The sequence below is a fragment of the Streptomyces torulosus genome (assembly GCF_001419765.1).
Lineage (GTDB): Bacteria > Actinomycetota > Actinomycetes > Streptomycetales > Streptomycetaceae > Streptomyces > Streptomyces torulosus.
The window spans coordinates 1-2,824 of sequence record NZ_LIRK01000951.1 but is presented as its reverse complement, the minus strand read 5'-3'; the positions used below and the strand labels follow the sequence as shown (position 1 = coordinate 2,824).

Annotated in this window: 1 protein-coding gene and 1 pseudogene; one reads left to right on the top strand and one right to left on the bottom strand. The window is 74.7% G+C overall.

Annotated features, from left to right (window positions below):
- A pseudogene (locus AOK23_RS42990) lies at window positions 1–1,111 on the bottom strand (sigma-70 family RNA polymerase sigma factor); the annotation flags it as partial.
- A gap of 244 nt (window positions 1,112–1,355) precedes the next feature.
- Between AOK23_RS42990 and AOK23_RS42985 the strand changes: the two are divergent.
- Window positions 1,356–2,735, top strand: a complete 1,380-nt coding sequence (locus AOK23_RS42985; RefSeq protein ID WP_055717796.1) for a hypothetical protein — start codon at window positions 1,356–1,358, stop codon at window positions 2,733–2,735.
- Window positions 2,736–2,824: the final 89 nt, after the last annotated feature.

Sequence of the window (2,824 nt, the reverse complement as noted above, 5' to 3'; positions counted from 1 at the left end):
GGAACAGGGCGTCGCCGACAGTGCCGTCGGCGACGCCCTGTTCCTCGCCGGAGGCGACCGACCGGCCGTCGACGCCCTCGCCGATGAGGGGGGCGCCCCGGTAGGCGGCCCAGAGGGCGAGGACGGGGGCGGCGACGACGGTGGCGACGACCGTGGTGGTGACGGCACGCGCGCGGAGCCGGTCGCGGCGGGCGGCCCGGTCCCTGGGGTCCATGGGGAAGCCGCGCCGGTCGAAACGCGGGGCACGCGCGCGTGTGAGGTGTCCCATGGCGCCGTACAGGGCCGCGCGCGGGGCTTCGAGGACGGGCAGCGCGGCGGGGGTGACGCTGGTGCCGGGCCAGCGGCCGGGGACGGCGTGCTCGGCGGCGCGGCGGCAGACGGGGCAGTCGTCGACGTGCCGGACGAGTTCGCGGCGCAGGGTGGCGCTGAGGACGAGCTGCTGGTCGCCGGTGAGGAGGGCGACGCCGGGACAGGCGCCGGTCTCCACGACGGCGAGGGCGGCGCGGGTGCGCTCCACCTCGCAGGCGGCGGAGGAGAGCAGTTCGCGGGCGGCGGCCGCGTCCAGGCCGAGGACGTCGGCGACCTCCTGGGCGGTGAGCTGGTGGCGGACCGCGAGTTCGAGCGCCTCGCGCTGCTCTGGGGTGGTGCCGGCGGCCTCCGGCCAGGCGAGCCGGGCGAGTTCACGCCGCCGTCGGCGCTCCTCCTCCTCGGACAGGTGCGGCGCGGCGGCCCGTACGCCGTGCTGGGGCTCCGCGCCGTGCGGGGCGCGGCGGCCCTGGGCGTGTGCGCCGGGGCGCGTCTGCCGGGTCTCGGCGAGCTTGCGCAGACAGGACCAGCGGGCCAGCGCGTACAACCAGGACCGGCGCCTCTCCTCGGTGTCCGGGCCGCGGCGGCGCTCGGCGAGGGCGAGGACGTCGCCCAGGGCGGCGATCGCCACGTCGTGGTCGCACAGCACCGACATGCAGTAGGTGAACAGGCCGTCCAGGTACGGCTCGTAGCGCGCGGGCGGGCGCTGCGCCACCGCGCGCGCCGCAGCCCGATCGCGCGCCTCGCTGTGCGCCCGGTGGGCGCCGGCGGTGCGGGTCGAGGTCTCCGGACTGATGCTCATCATTCGTGGACGGTAGGCGCCCGGAAGCAGCACCTTCTCGCCTCTTGAGCACTTTTACTCCGTACGGGTGAAACGATCCCTCATAAGGGGACAGGAACGCGGGCTTCGGCGCACTGGCCGATTGTTGTGCACTTCGTTGACCGTCACAAGAAAACAGCCCTACATTCCCTTTCGGGTTCGAGCTACCCCCCAGTACGAGCGTGCAAAGCCCCCGTCCCCCTTCGCGTCGACAGGAGCCCCACCTCTCATGGCCGTACGCAGTCGCCGCTCCACCCGCACCCTCACCGCCCTGGCCGCGGTCGTCGCCCTCTCCGCGACCAGCGCCTCCGTCTCGACCGCCGCTCCCCGGGCGGCCGCCGGTTCCGTCGAGCGCCTCTCCGGCACCCTTCCCGACGGCGCCGCCTGGATAGCCGACGTGCCGGAGGACTGGAACGGCACGCTGATCGTCTTCAGCCACGGCTTCGGCGTCACGACGCCCCAGAACGCCCCCGGCGAGGCCGTACGCCTGCGCCTCCTCGAAGAGGGCTACGCCCTCACCGGCTCCTCCTACGACACCAGCGAGACCCTCTGGGCCCTGGAGAGCGCGGAGCGCGACCAGGTCGCGACGATCAGGGCGGTCACCGAGAGGATCGGCGAACCCGTCCGCACCCTCTCCGTCGGCCAGTCCATGGGCGGCCTGGTCAACGCCCGCCTCGCCCGTTCCGGCGCCGGCGGCATCGACGGCGCCCTGGGTCTTTGCGGGCTCGTGGCCGGCGCGAACGACCTGCACGCCTACCAACTGGACGCCGAGTACACGATCGCCCGCCTGCTGCTGCCCGGCACCCCGGTGAAGCTGGTGGGCTTCGCCTCCGAGGCCGAGGGCGCCGTCAGCGGCCGCCTGCTGACCGACGCCGTCGCCGCCGCGCAGAAGACCCCCGAGGGCCGTGCCCGCATCGCCCTCGCCGCGGCCTACCTGAACCTGCCGACCTGGGCCTTCGGCAAGAACCGCCCCGCCGCCGACGACCATGACGAACAGCAGGCCCAGCAGGCCTCATGGCTGCTCCAGGGCGTCCTCAACCGGGTCGTGCCGGCCCGCTACCACATCGAGAAGGCCCTCGGCGGCAACAACTCCGGCAACCAGGGCATCGACTACGCGCGCGTACTGGCGACCTCCCAGCACGCGCCCCTGGTCAAGGCGCTCTACCGGAAGGCCGGCCTCGATCTGCGAGCCGACCTGCGGAACCTGACCGCCCACGCCGACATCGCCGCCGACCCGGCCGCCGTGGCCGCCGGCCGACGCACGTCCTCCGCCGGCCAGGGCCTGGAGGTGCCCCTCCTCAACATCCACACCACCGCCGACGACCTCGTGCCCACCGAGCAGCAGTCACGCTTCGCCGCACGGGTCCGCGCCTCCGGGGACGCCCCGCTCCACCGCCAGGCGTACGTGGAACGCCAGGGCCACTGCAACTTCACGACCGCCGAGACGGTGGCCGCCCTCCACGCGGTCGAGTCCCGCCTGGACAAGGGCCACTGGGGCGCAACCGCCACCGCGGGCGCCCTCCAGACAGCCGCCCAGGCCCTCGACCTGGACGGCGCGGCCTACGTCCCACACCACCCGGCCCCCCTGACGATCGGCCGCCGCCTGTAGACCGACCACCGGGTAGGCGGCGCCAGAGCGCTGCGGGGACCTCCGTCTGCAGCCGGTGGCTCCACGGCGGGCGGGCCGCCCACGCACGG

Coding starts and splice junctions, on each gene's coding strand:
- AOK23_RS42985 (WP_055717796.1), top strand. CDS start 1,356: ATGGCCGTACGCAGTCGCCGCTCCACCCGCACCCTCACCGCCCTGGCC.